Origin of the sequence: Microbacterium sp. Leaf159 (genome assembly GCF_001423615.1) — a bacterium.
GTDB lineage: Bacteria > Actinomycetota > Actinomycetes > Actinomycetales > Microbacteriaceae > Microbacterium.
Window position 1 is genome coordinate 709,053 of record NZ_LMOU01000002.1, and the last position, 19,762, is coordinate 728,814.

Below are 19,762 nucleotides of genomic sequence, written 5' to 3' on the forward strand. Positions count from 1 at the left end.
CTCCTTGATGGGTGGCGAGCAGCCGGAGAGAAGGGGGCGACCGCAATGAGCGCGCCGCCCCCTTCGCGTTACTTGAGAGCGAGCTCAGCGCAAGCGCTGGTGAGCTCTGCGGTGCAGATCTCTTCGGCGGTGTAGACGCCGTCCGCGATGACCGTGTCCGAGATGTTCTCAGCGGTCAGGGCGACCGGGGTGAGCAGCGTCGTGGGGATGCCGTTCGTCTCGGAGCTGCTCTTCGGCTCATCACCGCGCGCGAGTGCGACCGCAGCCTCGGCGGCGTCCGTGGCCTGCTGCTTGATCGACTTGTACACGGTCATGTACTGAGTTCCGGCGACGATGCGCTGGACGGCCTCGAGCTCGGCATCCTGGCCGGTCACCGGCGGTACCGGAGAGATTCCCGCTCCGATGAGGGCGGCTACAACCCCACTTGCGGTGCTGTCATTGCCGGCGTACACGCCGATCAGCGAGTCTCGATCGATCGTTCCCAGCTGCCCCTCCACCCACTGCTGCGCGTCGGCGGCCGCCCAGTTCGGAGTATCGAACTCACCGACGATGGTGAAATCAGTGCCGTCGATGACTTTGTGCGCACCTTCTTTGTACTGCGCAGCATTCGGGTCGGTCGGCGCACCGTTGACCATGAGCAGATCCCCGGTGGTCACGCCCTGTTCGGTGAGGTGATCGACCAGCGTCTGCGCCTGCAGGACACCGACCTGAGGGTTGTCGAAGGAGACGTAGTAGCCGACGTTCTCGTTGTCGATCAGTCGGTCGTACGAGATCACGGGGACCCCTGCGGAGTTTGCCGTGTCGACCAGCCCCTCCCCCTGAACGGAGTCGGCGGCGTTGAGCACCACCACGTCGGGCCCCTGGGCGAGAACGGACTCCAACTGCGACTGCTGCAGAGTCGGGTCGCCGTTGGCATTCGAGTAGAGCACCTTCGACCCCGGGGCCAGCTCTTCGATGGCCGCTTCGAACAGAGGCTTGTCGAAAGCTTCGTACCGAGTGGTGTTCGATTCCGGCATCAGGAAAGCGATCGTGAGGGCCTCGTCTCCGCTGTCGTTCGTGGCGGAACAACCCGAGAGGACGAGAGCCGCGACGGCCCCCAGACTCAGCGTGATCAGACGCATGTTCTTGTGCTTCATTGCAGGTCTCCATGGATTCGCGGTGTCGGCATTGACGATTCCGCCGACGATGGCGGTGAGCAGGAGCCGGTCGAGACCGGTCGCTCGGGAACGAGAATGACCCTGCCATCGAAATAGCTCAATTGTCAAACATCGTCGCTCAAGTGAGCGCTTTCGGAATTGCTACGCTTCCCCCGGCGCCCGATGAGATGACTTCACGCCTCACGCACGCAGCGCCCCGGGAATCGAGTTCCCGGGGCGCCGAACGTACAGCCGGAGCGTTTAGCTCGAAGCCAGAAGCCGCGTTGCCAGCGAAGAATCCGTCACGACCGAGTGGATGAGCCCCGACCGCAGCGCACCGCGCACGGCGTTCGTCTTCGACGCACCTCCAGCCACTGCGATGACCTCCGGAATCTGCTTCAGCTGCTCGGCTGTGATCGCGATCGTCAAGTCGTTGAGATCAGGCACGATCGCGCCGTTGGCGTCGTAGAGGGTCGCGGCCACTTCACCGACGACCCCCCGATGCACGAGTTTCTGCGCCAGTCCGAGCTCGTCGGCTGCGTCGTAGAGCTGCGAGTTCGGTGGAACCCAGGATCCGACCGCGACGACACCCTTGGTCACGCGCGGAAAGTGCGCGAAGGCGTCGGCGATCAGACGGTCCGAACGAAGCGCCGCCGCTGTCGTCGCACTCCGAACGATCAGGGGCGCGAAGATCGGATAGCTCGCGCCGCGACTGGTGGTGGACACGCGACGGATGATCTCCACCGAGTGCTCCTTGACGGGCCCCGCCACACCACCCAAAGCGACGAGGTCACAGGTCGGAAGGTGATTCAGGTAACGCGCCATCGCGTTCAGTGTCCGCCCGGAAGTGAAGCCGAGCATGTCCCCTTCGACGACGATCTCTTCCAGCAATTGGGCGGCAGCACGACCCAGCACCTCCTGGATCGCCTCAGGCTCAGGGCTGGGCGTGCGCACGACGACGGCTCGCTTCAGTCCGAACTTCCTCGTCAGCGCCATCGAGAGGTGGGTGTCGACATCCGATGGCTCTTGAATCTCGATGCGCACGATGCCCAGCTCGCGCGCCTTCTCGATCATCCTCGCGACTTTGAATCGAGAGACGCCGAGTTCAGCAGCGATCCCTACATGGCTGTCACCGTCGATGTAGAAACGTCGCGCCGCATGCGTCAGCTGGACCAGCTCGTCTGGCTTCATTGGCTTCCCCTCAACAGGATCAATCTAGTCTCAAGCCACCCTAGCGCTCAATTGAGCGCAAGGGTTGCCCATTTGAGAATCGTGTTCTATCGTTGTCGCAAGCGGCCCAGGGTCGGGCCGAGAACCGCGACGGAATGACCCGTCGCAGGAGGACGAAATGATGGACTACACCGAGTCGGCCGCCGTTCCTACGGGGATGGGCGAGCACCCCGTCGCCCTCGAGGTACGTGACGTCGAGAAGGCTTTCTCCGGCATCCCCGTTCTACGAGGCGTGTCGCTCAGCTTGAGGCCCGGAACGATCACCGCCCTCGCCGGCGAGAACGGCGCAGGGAAGTCGACTCTGATGAAGATCGCTTCCGGTCAGTATCGGGCCGACGCCGGCACTGTCCTTGTACGCGGAGACGAGCTGCCCACCGGGGACTCTGCCGCTGCGACCCGTCACGGCGTGGCTATCGTTCCTCAGGAACTCGCGTCGATGCTCGAGATGACGGTGTACGAGAACATCTTCATCGGTCGTGAGCTGAAGGGCCCGACGGGGCTCCGTCGCCAGGCCATGGCTGAAGAGGCCGCCCGCGACTTGGAAGAGTTCGGCGTCGACATCAGCCCGAATCGTCGGATGGGCACGCTCCCCGTCGGCATCCGCCAGATCATCGAGATCATCAAGGCGACGAGGACGGGAGCGCGAGTCGTCCTGCTGGATGAACCGACCAGCGCCATCGCGGTGCGGGAGGTTCAGCGACTGGTCAGCGTCATGCGCAAGCTGCGCGATCAAGGCGTCGCTCTTCTGTTCACGACGCACAAGATGGAAGAGATGCGGGAGCTCGCAGACCACGTGATCGTGCTGCGCGACGGCCGGCTGGTCCTCGACACCGAGATGAAGGCCGTGAAAGACGATGAGATCGTCACGGCGATGATCGGCCGAGAACTGGAGAATCTGTTCCCCGAGCTGCCCGAGCATGGCGAGAACGTCATCCTCGAAGTCCGCGATCTGCAGGTGGACGGCGCGGAGGAGCCCGTCAGCCTCACCGTACGCGCCGGAGAGGTCGTCGGCCTCGCCGGGCTCGTGGGAGCCGGCCGGACCGAGTTGATGGAAGGGATCTTCGGCATGCGCCGCACCCTCGACGGCGAGATCCTGGTCCGCGGCAAGAAGGTCCGCCGCAACCGCCCCGACGCATCCATCGCCGCGAACATGGCACTCGTGCCGGAGGATCGCAAAGGCGCGGGAGGCGTCCTCAGCATGGACATCCTCGACAACGGGAGCCTGCCTCGACTCAAGTCCTTCACCATCGCGGGATGGCTGCGTCAAGGACGCCGCCGCGAAGCGGTTCAGCAGGCGACGACTGCGGTCAGGCTGAAGAGCCGAGGACTCAAGCAGAGCATGGAGACGCTCTCCGGCGGCAACCAGCAGAAGGTCGTCTTCGCCCGATGGCTCGTCGGAGATGTGGACGTGTTGCTTCTCGATGAGCCCACCCGAGGCGTCGACGTCGGAGCACGGAGCGAGATCTATCGGATCATTCTCGACCTCGCATCCAAAGGCATGGCAGTCGTCATGGCGTCCAGCGACATGCCGGAGATCCTCAGCCTTTCGCACCGCGCCTACGTGATGCGCGAAGGACGCCTCGTCGGAGCGCTCACTCGCGCCGAGCTCGGCGATCCCGATGTACAGGACACCATCTTCCGGTTGGCCAGCGGACTGGTCGACACCAAGCACGATGAGCAGCTTCACCACAAGAAGGGACGCTCCGCATGAGCACCGAAACACTGACCGCCCAGAGCGGTCGACACAGAGTAATCGCGCTCGCCAAGTACATCGCGGTGCGCTATGCCATGGTGCTCGTCCTGCTCGTGGTGATCGGGTACTTCATGTACCGCAGCGCCCGGTTCGCGACGACGGACAACGTGGTGACCATCCTGGTGGCCGCCGCACCGTTCGCCCTCATCGCCCTCGGACAGACACTCGTCATCCTCACCGGTGGCATCGACCTTTCGGTCGGCAGCGTGATCGCCTTGAGCGCGATGGCAGGAGCATTGGCGGCCAAGACCTTCCCTGATTCGATCTGGCTGGCCCTTGTCGTCGCCGTGCTGGTCGGACTCGCTGCGGGGTCCATCAACGGCTTCGTGGTCTCGGTGATGAAGGTCCCGCCGTTCATCGCCACGTTGGGAATGCTCACTCTCGCCTCCGGTCTCGCCTACGTCATCGGAGGCGGTGCCCCGATCAACGGCCTGCCTTCGGAGTTCGGCGCCATCGCGAACACCCAGTTCTTCGGTCTCACCATCCCGGTCATCCTCATGATCGTGGGCATCATCGGTCTCGGAATCGTCATGCGTCGCACAGCGTGGGGCATGCGCGTCTACGCCGTCGGTGGAAACGAACTCGCGGCGCGGATCGCCGGAGTGAAGACCGGGCGCGTCCTCTTCTCCGTCTATGCCATCAGCGGCGCTCTCGCCGGCTTGTCGGGAATCATGCTCGCATCTCGAGTCATCACCGGAGCGCCGACCCTCGGTCAGGGCTACGAGCTCGACGCGATCGCCGCCGTCGTGATCGGTGGCGCCAGCCTCCTGGGCGGACGCGGCACCGTATGGGGCACCGCACTGGGACTCCTTCTGATCCAGACACTCAACAACGGACTCGACATCCTGACCATTCCCGCCTACTGGCAGGACGTCATCAAGGGTGTCCTCATTGTCGCGGCCGTCGCCGTCGACGTCTGGGCCGCCAAGCGGCGATCCTGACCTTGCACCACACCTGAGAAAGGAAATCAATGAAGATCTCACACAGCATGCGCCGCCGCATCGCCGGCGTCAGCATCGCAGCAACCGCCTTGGTAGCCCTCACCGCCTGCGGAGCTGGCGATCCGTCCGCGCAGCAGGACAACGGAGACGGCCCTGAGCGAGTCACCGTCGGCGTCACCGTCTACAACATGTCCTCCTTCATCACGGAGGGCAAGGAGGGGATCGACACCTACGCCGAGGAGAACAACATCGAGATCCTCTGGAACTCGGCGAACAACGATGTCACCACGCAGGCTTCGCAGGTCGACCAGTACATCCAGGCAGGCGTCGATGCGATCGTCGTCGTGCCCGTGCAGGCCGACACGCTGGCGCCACAGGTATCGGCCGCCGTCGCGGCTGGAATCCCGATCCTCGACGTCAACGCAACGCTCAACAACGATGAGATCACCGCGAGTGTGCAGCCCGACGACGTCGCAGCCGGCTCCCAGGAAGCCCAGATGATGGTCGACAAGCTCGGCGGCAAGGGCAATGTCGTCATCCTGCAGGGCCCCCTCGGCGGATCCGGTGAGATCAACCGCGGCGCCGGCATCGACAAGGTGCTCGCCGAGAACCCGGACATCAAGGTGCTCACGAAGGACACCGCGAACTGGAGCCGCGATGAGGCCGTCAACAAAGTGAAGAACTGGATCTCCGCCTTCGGAGACGACATCGACGGTGTCATCTCCCAGAACGACGACATGGGACTCGGTGCCCTCCAGGCTCTCCGCGAGGCCGGTATGGCAGATGTTCCCGTTGTGGGGATCGACGGCATCGAGGACGGTCTGAACGCCGTCAAGGACGGCACCTTCATCGGCACCTCGCTGCAGAACGGCACGGTGCAGCTTGCCACCGGAGTCGCCGTCGCCGCGAAGATCGCGCGCGGTGAGGACGTGGAGAAGAACACCGTCTACCTGATGCCTCCGATCACCTCGGAGAACGTCGATGCAGCCATCGAGCACGTCGTCTCCGACCGCGAGACCTTCCTCGCAGGCCTGTCCGAGCTGATCGAAGAGAACCTCAAGACCGGCGACATCGCCTTCGAGGATCTCCCGGGCCAGACCCGCGAGTAACCACCGAGGGAGGCGGTCGAGCGATCGGCCGCCTCCCGTCCTCCCCACCCCGATCCATCAGGAGAACACCGTGTCGTCTCTCGAAGACCTCCACGACGATGTCGATTCGCGCATCGTGTCCACCGCTCGCGGCGTGATCGAACGCGAAGCCCGAGCGCTCAGCGGAGTCCCCGCCCAGATCGGCCCCGACTTCGCCCAGATCGTTCAGGCCGTCCTCGCGCTCGAGGGAAAAGTGGTCACCACCGGCACGGGAACATCCGGCATCATGGCCGAACGCCTCGCACACCTCCTCGCTGTCTCCGGCACGCCCGCGTTCTACCTGCCCTGCCTGGACGCGCTCCACGGCGGCATGGGAGCCATCTCGGCCTCGGACTACGTCATCGCCTTCTCGAAGGGCGGACGGAGTGACGAACTGATTCAGCTCACCTCTCGCCTCGTTGCTCGTGGAGTGCACGTCCTGGCCGTGACAGAGAAGCCTGATTCGCCGTTCGCGGCGGCCGCCAGCACGGTGGTTCGGCTTCGCACGGATCCGGTCGACGCCGACCCGGGTGGACTCATCGCCATGGGGTCCACGCTCGTCGTGGGAGCCTGGGGGGATGCATTGGCAGCCACTCTGATGCGCCTCCGTGACCACTCGTGGGAAGACGTCGTCGACATCCACCCCGGAGGCTACGTGGGAGTTCAGCATGAACTTCCCGAAGACCAAGGACTCGACTCGTGACCGGCTTCCCACTCGTCGCCGGCATCGACTCCTCCACCCAGTCGACCAAGGTCGAGCTGCGTGCCCTGGACACCGGCCGCGTGGTCGCCCGGGGCAGCGCGCCGCACCCGCCGGTGACTCCCCCCGTCAGCGAGCAGTCGCCACAGGCATGGTGGTCGGCGCTCGTGTCCGCGTTCCGCGATGCCATCGCCCAGGTCCCCGGCGGCAGGGTGCAAGCGGTCTCGGTCGCGGCGCAATGCCACGGGCTGGTCGCGCTCGACGACGAGAACGAGGTGATCCGCCCGGCGAAGCTGTGGAACGACACCACTTCCACCCCGCAGCTGCGCGAGCTTCTGAAGCGCCTCGGGTCCACGAACGTCATCGACCGCGTCGGAACACTGCCCACCGCTGCCTTCACGATCGGGAAGATCGCCTGGCTGGCCGAGCAGGAGCCAGAGAACTTCGCGCGCACGCGGCACATTCTCCTCCCCCACGACTACCTGACCTTCCGCCTCACGGGGAACTTCGTGACAGACCGGTCCGAAGCCTCGGGAACCGGCTACTACGACGCGGATCGCAACGTGTACCTTCCGGAGTTCCTGCGTGAGATCAGCAGCAATACTCCGTGGGAGCAGATGCTCCCCCAGGTCGGCCGGCCGGATGACGTGGCCGGCTATGTGACACCAGCTGCCGCTGCGGAGCTCGGGATCACCGGTCAGATCCCCGTAGGCGTGGGGGGCGGCGACCAGCATGCAGCGGCGCTCGGATTGGGAGTTCGCACCGGGGACGTCGTGTACTCCATCGGCACCAGCGGAGTCGTATCCACCGTCACGAACGAGGCCGTGCGAGACGAGACCGGATGGGTCGACGGCGTAGCCGACATGACCGACGGCTTCATGCCGCTGGTGAGCACTCTCAACGCGGCGAAGGTCACAGATACCTTCAGCCGGATCCTCGGCGCACCACACGAGGAGCTCTCGCGTCTCGCACTCGCCGCGCCCTCTGACCGTGTGGGTCCGATGCTTGCTGCGTATCTCGACGGTGAACGCACTCCCGACCTGCCCGGCGCGACGGGGATTCTCGCGCACCTGACCACCGACACGACTCGCGAAGAGGTGGCCCGCGCGGTGTATGAGGGCGTGCTGCTCGGCTTGGTGAAGGGCCAACAGGCCATCGAGCGTATGAATGTCGCCACCGGCGCAGACATCCTGATCGTGGGTGGCGGTGCCCGTTCGGAGGCATACCCGCAGCTGCTCTCCGATCTGCTGGGCCGCGACGTTCTCACGGCCGACGTCACCGAAGCGACAGCAGCGGGTGCAGCGGTGCAGGCTGCCGCCGTCGCCCACGGAATCGACGTCGCTGCTCAGCGCGACGCATGGGCGCCGCGCCGACGCGTCCTCTCGACCCCGCGCACCACTTCTCGTTCGATTCGAGACGCCTACGACCGAGTCGCCGGTCTGCGCGCCCTGGACCGGTCGTGAAAGTCAAGGTCGCGCCATGGGGTCGAAGCTTGAGTGGGCGGGGACTGGCCGGGAGCCTGTTCGCGGCGCCAGCCCACGAACGTCTGGACGCCGCTCACGCTCTTCATGCAGAGGGGCTCGCGGTGCATGTCGATCTCATCGTGCGACAGGACGGAACACACCGGGGCGTCACACCTGCTCAGGTCCGAGCTGTGCGGTCGGAGCTTCCGCACGCGAGTATCGACCTGCATCTCATCGTCGAAGGCGACCCCCGCGACTCTCACACCCACGCAGCGATCGAGGAGGCCATTCACATGGGCCTGGATCTCGGTGTCGAGCGGATCAGTCTCTCCCGAGAACTGCTGGACTGCTATCACTCCGCCCTCCAAGACGCGCGGCAGAGGGGACTTGCTGTGTGGTGTGAACTTCCGCACGATGCTCCTGCGGACCCCGTCGCCGGGGCCGACGGACTCTTGATCATGCTCATTCGCCCAGGCACCACCGAAGCCGCAGACCCCGCGGGACTCACGACAGTGCGCGCCCTGGCCGGGCGAGTGCCGGTGGGCGTCGACGGCGGGGTCACAGAAACCCTCGCACGCGAGTGCGCAGATCTCGGAGCGTCCCCGATCATCTCGGGCCGCGCCCTGCTCACCACCAGCTGACTGAAAGGAACACCATGACCACTGAAACTCCGCAGAAGATGCGCGCCAGCGTTCTTCTGGCACAGAACGAGCTCACCATCGAGGAGCGCGACGTCCCCGTACCCGGTCCGCACGAGGTCCTCGTGGAAGTCGCTGCCGTGGGAGTCTGCGGCTCAGATGTCCACTATTACCGCCACGGCAAGATCGGGGACTTCGTCGTAGATCGCCCGATCGTGCTCGGCCATGAGATCTCCGGCCGGATCGTCGCAGTCGGCGACCATGTGTCCGCGGATCGCGTGGGCCAGCGAGTCGCAGTCGAACCGCAGAAGCCCTGCCACCGCTGCCGTCAGTGCCTCGCCGGACGCTACAACCTCTGCCCCTTCATGGAGTTCTACGCGACCCCGCCGATCGACGGAGCCTTTGCCGGCTACGTGACGATCGAATCCGCGTTCGCTCACTCCGTCCCTGACTCTCTCTCGGATGAGGCAGCAGCGCTGCTCGAGCCTCTTTCCGTCGCCATCACGACGATGCGGAAGGCACATATCGTTCCAGGATCACGAGTGCTGATCGCCGGCGCGGGCCCCATCGGGATCATCTGCGCCCAGGCGGCCCGGGCTTTCGGCGCTGCCGAGATCATCGTCAGCGATCTGGTGCCCGAGCGCCGCGAGCGCGCGCTTCGGTACGGGGCGACCAGCGTCATCGACCCTGCGCAGACGGATGTGGCCACGGCCGGCCTCGATGTGGATGCATTCATCGATGCATCCGGCGCCCCGCGCGCGGTGTTCTCCGGAATCAAGGCTGTGGGTCCCGCCGGCTACGCGGTCCTGGTGGGCCTGGGCAACTCCGAGATGAACCTGCCCGTAGAGCACATTCAGAACCTCGAGGTCTCTGTCACCGGCATCTTCCGCTACACCGATACGTGGCCCGCTGCCATCCACATGGTCGCCTCAGGCCAGGTCGAGCTCGACTCGCTCGTCACAGGACGCTTCGGACTCGAAGACGTCCGCGATGCGCTCGACAGCGACCTGGACGCGGACAGCCTCAAGTCGATCGTTTACCCGCGGCGCTGACCGCCGTCATAAAGAAAGGCATCACTATGACTTCCCCCTTCGACCTCACCGGCCGTACCGCCGTCGTCACCGGCGGCAACCAGGGTCTCGGCAAGGCCTTCGCCTTCGGTCTCGCAGAGGCCGGCGCGCGCGTCGCCATCGTCGGCCGCAGTGCAGAACGCAACGCGCTCGTCGCTGACGAAGCGGCAGCAGCCGGTCACGAGTTCGTCACCATCGCCGCCGACATCACCGACGACGCGCAGGTGTCTCGGATGACCCAGGAAGCCCTCGACGGGCTCGGTGGCCGGATCGACGTTCTCGTCAACAACGCGGGAACCTGCTACCACAACGAGTCGTTCGCGGTCACTGATGAAGAATGGCAGAACGTGTGGGACCTGAATGTCCGTGCGCTGTGGAAGGCCACGATCTCGGTGGGCGAGCACATGCGTGACTCCGGAGGCGGCTCGATCGTCAACATCGGAAGCATGTCGGGCCTGATCGTCAACCGCCCGCAGTGGCAGCCGGCGTACAACGCCTCCAAGGCGGCCGTGCACCACCTCAGCAAGTCGCTCGCGGTCGAGTGGGCACCGTACAACATCCGTGTGAATGCCCTCGCCCCCGGGTACGTGAAGACGGAGATGGCTCCGGTCGATCGTCCGGACTTCCAGCGCTACTGGGTCGAGGATGCTCCGCAGCAGCGATTCGCCCTCCCCGAGGAGATCGCACCGAGCGTCGTCTTCCTGGCGAGCGACGCCGCGTCGTTCATCACCGGGTCCGTGCTCGTCGCCGACGGCGGCTACACCGCCGTCTGATGAAAGGACACAGTCATGACTGACATTCGCCGTATCGTCGTCAATTCCATCGACGACATCCGCGTCGAGGAGATTCCGGCGCCCGCTCCGCAGAAGGGCGAGGTGCTGGTCAAGAGCACCGTCGTCGGCATCTGCGGCAGCGACATGCACGCCGCTCACGGACGCCACCCCTTCATGTCCCTGCCCTTCTGGCCAGGGCACGAGGTCGTAGGTGTCGTCACAGAGGTGGGCGAAGGCGTCTCCGAATCGCTTCGCGACCAGCGGGTCGTGATCGAGCCGAACCTGGCCTGTGGGCACTGCGAGCAGTGCCTCCAAGGCCGATACAACATCTGCTCGACTCTCGATGTCTTCGGTTGCCAGACCCCCGGCGGCATGACCGACCGGTTCGTCATCGCCGCGGACCGGGTGATCCCGCTCTCCGACAGCATCGACGACCTGTGGGCTTCACTCATCGAGCCGCTGGCGACTCCCGTGCACGCCGTCCGCCGAGCCGGTGATCTGTCCGGCAAACGCGTGGTGGTGTTCGGGGCCGGACCCATCGGCCTGTTCCTGACCGTCGCGGCGCTGGACGCGGGCGCTGAGCGTGTGGTCGTCGCCGACCTTCTGCCCTCCAAGCGTGCGCGCGCCGAACGTCTCGGCGCGGCCGGTTCGTTCGACCCCACGCTGCCGGATGCCGCCGCCACCGCCACCGAACTCCTCGGCGGGCACGCACACGTGGTGTTCGACGGTGTGTCTCGCGCGTCGACGGTCGCCCTGGCGATCGACGTGCTCGCGAAGGGCGGCAAGCTCATGACGGTGGGAGTCCCCGCCGGCGAGACGCCCATCAGACTCGACCTCGTGCAGGACCGGGAACTCGAGATCTTCGGGAACCTCATGTACGTCCGGGAAGATGTCCTCCACGCGATCGACCTCCTCGAACGTCGCCCCTTCCCCATCGAGGAGATCGTCACGGCCACCTTCTCGCTCGAGGACGCCGCGAAGGCGTTCGCCGCGTCCGACGACCCCGAGCAGGTGAAGGTGCTCGTCACCGTCCCCTGACGTACCGATCACCGTGGCACGGGCCTCCTGCGTCCGTGCCACGGTCACCACCCGGGCTCGTGTGACCGTTCGGCCACCCGACGATGCGCGACGAGCCATGACAAGCCTCAGAAGGAAGCACGGCGCAGACATGATGTCAGCACACCATCTCAGCTTCACCGCCGTCCTCTTCGACATGGACGGCACTCTGGTCGACTCCCTCTCGGCCGCGGAAGCGACATGGACCCGACTCGCCGCCTATGCAGATGCTCCGCCACGCGACGTAATCGACTATTCACACGGACGGCAGATCGTCGACAGCGTCGCCCGCTTCCTCTCCGACCTGTCACCGGCCGAGCAGGTCACCATCACACGACGGCTCCTCGAGCAGGAGATCGAAGAAGCATCCTCCGCCGTGGAGGTGCCGGGTGCCGCCTCGTTGATGACCGCGCTGCTCGATCACAAGGTGCCGGTCGCGGTTGTGACCAGCGCCACGCGAGACCTCGCCATCGCGCGAATGACCCACGCTGGTGTGCCCATACCCGGAGTCCTCGTCTCGGCCGAAGACGTCTCACACGGCAAGCCGGCGCCGGATCCCTACCTGCACGCCGCTTCGCTGCTCGGGACACCGCCCGACGATTGCCTTGTCTTCGAGGACGCCGAAGCGGGAATCCGCTCCGGCCTGGCATCGGGAGCGCAGGTCGTCGTTCGCGGCATTCACGAGTCATCGACGACGGCGGACCTCGTACGCATCGTCGACTATGAGGGCGCGGAGTTGGCCTTCGCCGACGGGCGCGCCCAGCTGGCATTCCCCGCATCCACGCCACCAAGCGTCTACAGTCAGCCGAACCCTCGGGAAGGACCACAATCATGACTTCTGACTTCAGCGACAAGACAGCTCTCGTCACAGGCGCGGCGAGCGGCATCGGAGAGGCGATCTCGCAGCTGCTGGCCGAACGAGGAGCGACCATCGTCGCGGTCGACCGGTCTGACCGAACCGCGTCTGTCTGCGACGCTCTGCCTGGAGACGGGCACACCTTCATCCGCACAGATCTCACCGATGCCACCGCTTCCGTCGCCATCGCCGCACAGCTCGAGGCCACGGGAACGATTCCCGACATTCTCGTGAACTGCGCCGGCATCGCTGTCGTGAAGCCGGCCATCGATATCTCGGCCTCGGAGTGGCAGAGCGTCATCGATGTGAATCTCAACGCCGCATTCTTCCTCTCTCAGGCGATCGGCGGTTTGATGCTCACGCGCGGAAGCGGGCGAATCATCAGTATCGCTTCGCAAGCCGCGACCGTCGCTCTCGAAGGGCACGTCGCCTACTGCGCGTCGAAGTCAGCACTTCTCGGCATGACTCGCGTACTGGCACTGGAGTGGGCGTCCGCCGGCATCACCGTCAACACGGTGTCGCCGACCATCGTGAACACGCCGATGGCGACGGCGGAATGGTCTGGCGACAAAGGGGATCGCGCACGCGCCGCGATCCCCGTCGGTCGATTCGCCGAACCGGCCGAAGTCGCAGGGCTGGTCGCCTACCTCGCGAGCGAAGAATCAGCGATGATCACCGGTCAGGATGTCAGGATCGATGGCGGCTACACGATCGCCTGAGCCGTAAGCTCGCGGTCTCTTTACTTCACGCCCTTGATCGGCAGGATCAACAGCGCCCCGAGGACGGCCGAGGCCGCACCCGCGAGGAACAACGCCGCGAAGTTCTGAGGGTTCGTCGCTCTCGCCCCGACCATGAGAAGCGTGGGAGCGATCGCCGGCACGACGGAGGACGGCGGGGTGCTCGCGAGGTTCATGATTCCGAGGTCCTTCGCGGGGTTCTGCTGGTCCGGCAGGACATCCATGATCAGGGCATAGTCCACCGCGAAGTACACGCCCTGACCGATCCCCATCACTGCCACCGCCACCGCCACGAGGAACATCGGGTAGGTCGTCGCCATCGCGGTGAGGCTGAGCCCGACTGCGAGACGATCGCCGAAGCGATGACGAAGGGCTTGCGTCGGCCGCCCCTGTCCGAGAGCTTCGCGAGCAGCGGAGCGAAGATCAGCGAAAGCCCGGTCGACACGATGCCTGCGATCAGAATGGACGTGCCCACCGTCGCCGGGTCGTTGTGGTGGATCATGATCAGGTAGAACGCCTGGGATCGGGACTATCGCCGCGCGACGACGGCCACGTCCTCCGTGCGGATCTGGTCAGTCGCTATGTCTATCGTCGTTTCGTCCGGCGTGCGCCGGAAGATGAGCTTGAAGATCGGGAAGAACACGGCGCAGGAGATGAGGGCGTTGATCAGCATCGTGAGCACGTCGGCCACGGCCTCGCCTGCGCTCCCCATGCCCCAGGTCGTGATCAGCAGTTCGTAGACGGGGCCCTTGTAGAGACCCTGGAGCGCGGCGGCGGCGAACGAGATGACCACGTATGCCACCGCATACCAGAGGGCGGCCCACCAGGGGTTCGTGTTCGACTTGAACGTGATATTGCGCTGTGCGAAGAAATTGGCCACCTGCGAGATCGCCAGAGTGAGCTGGACAGCGAGGAAGTACGCCAACCCGCCGCCGCCCGTGGACCACGACGAACGAGGTCGCTCCGTCCGTCGCCTCGCTCGTCGTGTAGCTCTCGGGCTCAGCGAAGCACGCCGTCACCCCAAGGGCGGTGACACGCTGTCGTACAGCCCCGACAGCGGTATCGAGCTCATCGAGGAAGTCGACGGGGATGCGCTCATTCTCCGTGCGATCGCACCACCGGCCCGCAATTTAAACGATAATGGATTTTATGGCTGAGATCGATGAGAACGACATGCGCGCCGTCGGCTATGACGCTCCGGGCGACCCCCTTGTGCTGCACGAGATCCGCCTTGCCCGGCCCGAGGTGCTGCCCAGCGAGGTCCTCGTGCGAGTCCACGCCTCCAGCATCAATCCCATCGATTGGCGAACCCGCGGAGGATGGCGGACACCCGCCGCTCACGCCGCCGCGCCGGGTGTCCAAGTGCTGGGGTGGGACGTCTCGGGGACGGTGGCGGAGATAGGGCACGGGGTCCACCGGTTCCGCGTGGGGGACGAGGTGTTCGGACTCCCATGGTTCCCCCGACCCGCACGCGCGAATGCAGAGTTCGTCGCAGCCCCCTCGCGGCAGTTCGCACGAAAGCCCGAGAACCTCAGCCACGCCGAGGCCGCTGCCCTGCCGCTTGCCGGCCTGACGGCCCTCCATGCACTGACTGTCGCCGCGACGACGCGGGCAGGTCAGCGTGTGCTTGTCCATGCGGGAGCCGGTGGCGTCGGGCACCTCGCCATTCAGATCGCGCACAGCCTCGGAGCCGAGGTCGTCGCGACGGCACGCACGTCACAGCACGATTGGCTCCGCAGTCTCGGTGCGACCGAGGTGATCGATCATCACGTCCACCGGTTCGAGGAGGTGTTGCGGCCAGTCGACGTCGTCCTCGATCTCGTGGGCGGTGACGTCGGACCGCGATCGGTAGCGGTATTGAAGGCGGGTGGCACCCTGGTGCGGGTGGCACCCGGACCGGACGACGTGCTGCTCGCCGCGGCCGCCCGGGAAGGGGTTACCGTCACCCCCGGCATCCTCGTCGAGCCAGACGGTGCCGGTCTCGACTACCTCGCAGCACTCGCGGAAACAGGACGACTGACGCCCCGCATCTCCCGCGTCTATCCCATCTCAGGGCTCGCTGACGCGCATGCAGCGGCCGCGGAAGGGCACACGGTCGGCAAGATCGCCATCTCCCTCGGCCCGGATGACTGGCAGAATGAGTGATGCACATGACGGCGGTTCGATATGGATGAGAGCGGGCGAGATCGGTGGCGAGGACGCGGACGGCGGCTACCGTCGCGGTGACACGTTCATCACGAGATTGGGTCTCGCTCGACGGTGAGCCTCTCCGGCTCGCCGAGCAGATCGTCATCGAGACGATGGCCCGCTCAGACGTCATGTCAAGGTCCGATCTGGCCGCTAAGACCCAGCTTCCTCGCTCCACCTTGGTCTCGGCGATCACCTCGCTCCTCGCACGAGGGTTGATCTCCGGAACCGATGGCCTGACGAAGGGGCCCGGGGCGGGACGCCCGTCCCATCAGATCCGACTCACGCTGGCCGACAAGCGCCTCCTGTTCGTCGACATCGATCCGACGTCCCCACAGATGACTTTGGCGACCTGCCGTGGCGACATCGGACCGTCCAGCGATGTCGACGAGACATTCGTCTTCGCGGACGAGCGCAGCGCCCCGCCGTCGGCCACAGACCTCGACCCTGCGTCGGCCCTGCGATTCCAGGCGCTCGCACGAGCGCACTCCGTCGATGCCGTCGTCGTGGCCGTACCCGGAGCGACCCGGGCGACGTCGTCCGGCCGTGCGATACCGAAGAGTCCGTCGAGCCCCTCCGTTTCCGGCGTCCCGGTCGCCGTGGAGACATACGCTAACCTCGCCGCGATGGGCGAGGCATGGTTCGGCACGACGAAGTCGGCCACCAATGCCGTCTATGTGTCGGCACGCGCGATGGTCGGCGTGGGGCTCACTCTCGACGGCCGCCTCCTGCGCTCTGGAAGCGTGACGAATGCGGACCTCGCCCGCCTCTCGTCCGAGAGGCAGGCGGAGTGGCGGGTTCTCCACGACCCCGCGCTCGTCCGCGCGCAGGGTCCGGATTCGACCCGCGAGCACGCGGCCGTGAACTTCGGTCGTGCCGTCGGAGAGACGATCTCGAACCTCGTCACGACGATGGAACCGGACACCATGGTCATCGACGGCGCTCTGGGCGACGTCGCCCAGCTCGTGGCCGACACGATCTCCGCCGAACTCGGCTATCGCTCGCGCCTGCGCAGCGACCAGTTGCCGCACGTGCGACCTAGCGATCTCGGCGCGGATGCAGCGGCGTTCGGCGCCGTGGCACTCTTCCGCGACCGTCGTTTGGCTCAGTTGGCACCTGCATTCCATAGTCCGACTGTCTCCTGGTCGGACTGACCCGCCGGTATGCGCCGCGCGATGTCCGGCGTTTGACCCGCCGATCAGTCCCTGATGCCGGTTTCTTCTGTTCGCGCGCCGACATCCTGCCGTCCTTTACTCGGGGGGGGTGCCCGGCGCGCAGGTCAGCGGACGATGTCGACGCCCGTGGCGGGCGCGGGATCACGATTGCTCGGAATGGCGAGGTCGCCGTGGTGAGTGAGCGCCACAGCAGCCGCCCGAATGCCCGTGGGCGTTCAGCGGACACATGAGCTCTCTCACGATTTGCGACCCAGCACCATCGCTGCCCCGGGTCTACGAGCCGTTCGACTTGCTCCTCACCTACCCCCATGGACCATTCGATCTTGGGGTGGCTGTCACGGAGTCGACGATCCTTTCCGGAACTGACCGGATGTCGCTCGGGACTCATACCGGAACTCACGTGGACGCACCTCGTCACGTGCTACGAGGCAGTGTCGAGGCCCCAGGTGCCGCGCATCGGCTTCTGCACGCATGGAAGGTGCTTCATTGCGCGTCGATCAACCTTGCGCCTTGCTCGGCGCAAGTCGGGCTGGGAAGTGGCCCGTCAACCGGTGAGTCCGGGACCACTCCGCACCGTTTCTCAGCGGCTCTTCGGACAAAGAAAGAGGCCCCGCGATCCCTGTATTGATAAGGGTTCGCGGGGCCTTCGTGGTGGCGGTGACGGTGGGATTTGAACCCACGGTAGGGGGTTACCCTACACAACTTTTCGAGAGTTGCACCTTCGGCCGCTCGGACACGTCACCGCGGACTAGCTTACGACACCGGGGGCCGCTGCGCGAATCGAGAGCGGCGGCACCCGATCACCACGCGGCGGCGACTTCGGCGTGCGTGCGCAGGATGCCTTCGGTCGTCCGCTCGGGTGCACGCCCGATGCCGCACTCGGTCGCGACGCCGAACTCCGGGGCGAAGCGCTGCGCGACCGCGATGCGACGGGCAGCACCCTCGGCGCCGTCTTCGCGGTGCACGAGTCCGAGGTACAGCTCGCCGTGGTACTCGAGCTCGGCGAGCGGTGCGTAGTAGGCCTCGTCATCGCGCGCGATCGGCGCTGGCAGGTGCAGCCAGGTCAGCTCCCGAGCGGATGCCGAGGTCACGGCGTTCGCGTAGCGGACGAGGTTCGCGGCATCCGTCGGCTCGAAGAAGTGCTTCTCGGCGACGTCGCCGTAGCAGAGGTGGACGCCGACCTCGACGTCCGTCGGCACAGCATCGATGAACGCCGCCAGACGCGAGACGAGGCCGGGGAACGGGTCGCCCTCCCACCAGACGTCCATGACGCGTCCGAAGGCGGGAGCCGCCTCGATCACGCCCATCTCGCTCGCGACGTCCCACTGGATCGCGAGGTCATCGTGCGGGATCGCCGCGAGTATGTTGTCGACCTCGGCGAGCAGGGCAGCGGTGTACACCGGGTCGATCGCGGCACGGTCGTCGCCGAAGAAGAACGACGAGACCACGGCGACCGTGGTCGGCAGCGAGACCTGGAACCGCGTACCGGCCGGCACGACTCCCTCATCACGCAGGCGGCGGAAGATCGCATAGGACTCGATCGCGGCATCCGCGTATCCGAGCGGCGGGAGCTGGATCCTCGCAGCATCTACCCCGTCTGCGATGCGCAGCGCGCGGGCGTCGAGCCCGGCCTTGAACGGGATGGGCTCGTCGCCGATGCGCTCGATGCCGTCAGCCTCTCCGAGCACGTCGGGCTGGAACATGATCCAGTGGAATCGCTTGCCCACCTCACCGTCGGGGATGCGGCGCAGCAGCGGGCCGAGCACCTCCGCTGCCGTGCGGATCGTGGTCTCGGCATCGTCGTAGTTCACGCTGCCCACGAGGAGGGCACCCTGCGGCTGAGTCATGCTTCCAGGGTATCGCCGGGTCCTTTTCACCGGTGGTGCCCCCGGCGAGCATCGACGCCGCTGGTTAGGATGGCCTAAGGCATCCGACAGGGATGAGCCGCGAGGTCGAGGCACGGAGGGGACGCAATGGGCTTCATCACATCAGAGGCGCTGGCAGAGACCGGATACGTCGTCCTCGACGACCACGACCAGGCATCCGACCCCGCCGAATGGCTCGACCTCGACTACATCGGCTGGCGCTCGTCGGGCGTCACGCGCTTCGCCCCTCTGGCGAGCTACGCCGGCGAGATCGAATGCAACGGCTTCTGGAACCAGACCCCGCCCCGCACCGACAAAGACGGCGTGTGGGTCGAGTCGCAGGTCGCGATAGCCCCGACCCTGCAGCGCCGCGCCCTCGAGCCGGGTGCCGGAGTCGGCCGCTGCCGCGTGATCGAGCTGCAGCCCAACGAATACGCGGATGCCGTCTACAACCTGCACCAGGACGACAACAACCGCCTCAATGAAGACGGCACCGGCTGGGTCGTGCGCGGCTACTACAACCTCTCTGACGACTCCGACTCACTGCTGCTTCTGCGCTCCGACCGGTTCGATCCGGCGACCGAGATCCGCCTGCCGCTGCGCGAGGGGTCGCGGATCATCGTCGACACCCAACGCTTCTGGCACGCGGTCTGGCACCGCGGCACTGCCCCGCGCTTCGCGCTCATCACGTCGTGGACCTCGGGACCCGAGCTCGACGCCTACATCGAGGCGAACCACGGCGACCCGCGGCCGGCGACCATCGCGCTCGACCCACAGCTCGTCGACGACGCACAGGTCGAGCTGCACCGCCGCATCGAAGAGCGCCGCCGCGTCTTCGAGGCCCAGGGCATCGTCATGGAGCCCCGCGCCGACCTCAACGCCTGACCTCGGCCGGTCACCCCGTTTCGTCTCGTCGCTGCGCTCCTCGCTCGACGACCGGAAACGCCCCGCTGCGCCCTCACTCGACGAACGGAAACGCCCCGCTGCGCCCTCACTCGACGAACGGACCACATCCGGTCGTTGAGCGAGCGAAGCGAGACGAAACGCGCCACCCG

20 protein-coding genes and 1 tRNA gene are annotated in these 19,762 nt (G+C 66.0%); 15 read left to right on the forward strand and 6 right to left on the reverse strand.

Annotation, left to right across the window (positions count from 1 at the left end):
- Positions 1-68 precede the first annotated feature (68 nt).
- A complete protein-coding gene (locus ASF80_RS17095; RefSeq protein WP_235560034.1) occupies positions 69-1,136 on the reverse strand; it encodes a sugar ABC transporter substrate-binding protein in 1,068 nt (355 codons plus the stop codon).
- 261 nt (positions 1,137-1,397) lie between these two features.
- Positions 1,398-2,327 (reverse strand): sugar-binding transcriptional regulator, encoded by a 930-nt coding sequence (locus tag ASF80_RS17100; RefSeq protein ID WP_056313299.1) that lies wholly within the window; start codon positions 2,325-2,327, stop codon positions 1,398-1,400.
- 157 nt (positions 2,328-2,484) lie between these two features.
- Between ASF80_RS17100 and ASF80_RS17105 the strand changes: the two genes are divergently transcribed.
- The 11 genes from ASF80_RS17105 (at position 2,485) to ASF80_RS17155 (ending at position 13,462) form a co-directional block, all read left to right on the forward strand.
- Complete coding sequence (locus tag ASF80_RS17105; protein WP_235560035.1) at positions 2,485-4,077, forward strand: sugar ABC transporter ATP-binding protein; 1,593 nt, start codon at positions 2,485-2,487, stop codon at positions 4,075-4,077.
- The gene (locus tag ASF80_RS17110) at positions 4,074-5,060 is read left to right on the forward strand and encodes an ABC transporter permease (protein ID WP_056313302.1); all 987 of its coding nucleotides are present in this window, start codon (positions 4,074-4,076) and stop codon (positions 5,058-5,060) included. Before ASF80_RS17105 ends, ASF80_RS17110 begins: the two co-directional genes overlap by 4 nt.
- A 29-nt stretch (positions 5,061-5,089) precedes the next feature.
- Positions 5,090-6,169, forward strand: coding sequence for a substrate-binding domain-containing protein (locus ASF80_RS17115; RefSeq protein WP_157521112.1), 1,080 nt, complete (start codon positions 5,090-5,092; stop codon positions 6,167-6,169).
- 70 nt (positions 6,170-6,239) lie between these two features.
- Entirely contained in the window at positions 6,240-6,890 is a 651-nt protein-coding gene (locus ASF80_RS17120; RefSeq protein ID WP_157521113.1) for a KpsF/GutQ family sugar-phosphate isomerase, read from the forward strand.
- Positions 6,887-8,350, forward strand: coding sequence for a xylulokinase (gene xylB / locus ASF80_RS17125; RefSeq protein ID WP_056313306.1), 1,464 nt, complete (start codon positions 6,887-6,889; stop codon positions 8,348-8,350). The genes ASF80_RS17120 and xylB overlap by 4 nt, the downstream gene beginning before the upstream one ends.
- Complete coding sequence (locus ASF80_RS17130) at positions 8,245-8,991, forward strand: hypothetical protein (RefSeq protein ID WP_157521114.1); 747 nt, start codon at positions 8,245-8,247, stop codon at positions 8,989-8,991. The genes xylB and ASF80_RS17130 overlap by 106 nt, the downstream gene beginning before the upstream one ends.
- 14 nt (positions 8,992-9,005) lie before the next feature.
- Positions 9,006-10,040: an NAD(P)-dependent alcohol dehydrogenase gene (locus tag ASF80_RS17135; RefSeq protein ID WP_056313309.1), complete on the forward strand. Its 1,035-nt coding sequence runs from the start codon at positions 9,006-9,008 to the stop codon at positions 10,038-10,040.
- Positions 10,041-10,066: 26 nt separating this feature from the next.
- A complete protein-coding gene (locus ASF80_RS17140) occupies positions 10,067-10,831 on the forward strand; it encodes an SDR family NAD(P)-dependent oxidoreductase (protein WP_157521115.1) in 765 nt (254 codons plus the stop codon).
- A 15-nt stretch (positions 10,832-10,846) separates the two neighbouring features.
- On the forward strand, positions 10,847-11,869 hold the full coding sequence (locus ASF80_RS17145) for a zinc-dependent alcohol dehydrogenase (RefSeq protein WP_056313311.1): 1,023 nt from the start codon (positions 10,847-10,849) through the stop codon (positions 11,867-11,869).
- Positions 11,870-11,999: 130 nt separating this feature from the next.
- Positions 12,000-12,722: an HAD-IA family hydrolase gene (locus ASF80_RS17150; RefSeq protein WP_082488445.1), complete on the forward strand. Its 723-nt coding sequence runs from the start codon at positions 12,000-12,002 to the stop codon at positions 12,720-12,722.
- Positions 12,719-13,462, forward strand: coding sequence for a GolD/DthD family dehydrogenase (locus tag ASF80_RS17155; RefSeq protein ID WP_056313313.1), 744 nt, complete (start codon positions 12,719-12,721; stop codon positions 13,460-13,462). The genes ASF80_RS17150 and ASF80_RS17155 overlap by 4 nt, the downstream gene beginning before the upstream one ends.
- Positions 13,463-13,482: 20 nt before the next feature.
- On the opposite strand, the gene ASF80_RS17160 is transcribed toward ASF80_RS17155, so the two are convergent.
- Positions 13,483-13,800 (reverse strand): hypothetical protein, encoded by a 318-nt coding sequence (locus ASF80_RS17160; RefSeq protein WP_056313315.1) that lies wholly within the window; start codon positions 13,798-13,800, stop codon positions 13,483-13,485.
- Between the two features lie 209 nt (positions 13,801-14,009).
- Positions 14,010-14,405: a hypothetical protein gene (locus ASF80_RS17165; protein ID WP_056313317.1), complete on the reverse strand. Its 396-nt coding sequence runs from the start codon at positions 14,403-14,405 to the stop codon at positions 14,010-14,012.
- Between the two features lie 224 nt (positions 14,406-14,629).
- Here ASF80_RS17165 and ASF80_RS17170 point away from each other — a divergent pair, with 224 nt between their 5' ends.
- The 3 genes from ASF80_RS17170 (at position 14,630) to ASF80_RS19615 (ending at position 17,470) form a co-directional block, all read left to right on the forward strand.
- Positions 14,630-15,625, forward strand: a complete 996-nt coding sequence (locus tag ASF80_RS17170; RefSeq protein ID WP_200934826.1) for an NADP-dependent oxidoreductase — start codon at positions 14,630-14,632, stop codon at positions 15,623-15,625.
- Between the two features lie 77 nt (positions 15,626-15,702).
- Positions 15,703-16,821, forward strand: coding sequence for an ROK family protein (locus tag ASF80_RS17175; RefSeq protein ID WP_056313319.1), 1,119 nt, complete (start codon positions 15,703-15,705; stop codon positions 16,819-16,821).
- Positions 16,822-17,068: 247 nt separating this feature from the next.
- Complete coding sequence (locus ASF80_RS19615; protein ID WP_082488446.1) at positions 17,069-17,470, forward strand: cyclase family protein; 402 nt, start codon at positions 17,069-17,071, stop codon at positions 17,468-17,470.
- 24 nt (positions 17,471-17,494) lie between these two features.
- Here the strand turns inward: ASF80_RS19615 and ASF80_RS17180 are convergent.
- Together ASF80_RS17180 and ASF80_RS17185 are read right to left on the reverse strand one after the other, a co-directional pair.
- Positions 17,495-17,585, reverse strand: a tRNA-Ser gene (locus ASF80_RS17180).
- A 57-nt stretch (positions 17,586-17,642) separates the two neighbouring features.
- Complete coding sequence (locus ASF80_RS17185; RefSeq protein ID WP_056313321.1) at positions 17,643-18,689, reverse strand: hypothetical protein; 1,047 nt, start codon at positions 18,687-18,689, stop codon at positions 17,643-17,645.
- 126 nt (positions 18,690-18,815) lie between these two features.
- On the opposite strand from ASF80_RS17185, the gene ASF80_RS17190 reads away from it, so the two are divergent.
- Positions 18,816-19,592, forward strand: coding sequence for a hypothetical protein (locus ASF80_RS17190; RefSeq protein ID WP_056313324.1), 777 nt, complete (start codon positions 18,816-18,818; stop codon positions 19,590-19,592).
- Positions 19,593-19,762: the final 170 nt, after the last annotated feature.